Origin of the sequence: Tenacibaculum aiptasiae, from assembly GCF_008806755.1 — a bacterium.
In the GTDB taxonomy this organism is placed as follows: domain Bacteria; phylum Bacteroidota; class Bacteroidia; order Flavobacteriales; family Flavobacteriaceae; genus Polaribacter; species Polaribacter aiptasiae.
This window is the reverse complement of the sequence record NZ_WAAU01000027.1, coordinates 333-571: the sequence shown is the minus strand read 5'-3', so window position 1 is coordinate 571 and position 239 is coordinate 333. Positions and strand designations below refer to the sequence as shown.

General features: G+C 44.8%; 1 protein-coding gene. It reads left to right on the top strand.

Features of this window, described 5'->3' with window-relative positions:
- Window positions 1-239, top strand: a 239-nt coding sequence (locus tag F7018_RS18535) for a hypothetical protein (protein ID WP_217701382.1), incomplete at both ends; no start/stop codon positions are given.

The window sequence follows — 239 nt, the reverse complement described above, 5'->3', positions numbered from 1 at the left end:
ACTTCAACCGAAGGAACTTTATATTATCAAGTAGTAGTGAGTAATGCAGGAACAGGATGTACTAGTGTAACCAGTAGTAAATCGACAGTGACAGTAAACGCATTACCAACCATCGATACTGAGCCGGCCGCAAGCACAACTGTTTGTAAAGATGGCGCAGTGACTCTAAACGTCGCAGCGAGTGGTGGTGTAGGAAGTTTGACTTATCAATGGCAATCAGCAACAAGTTTAGCAGGGCC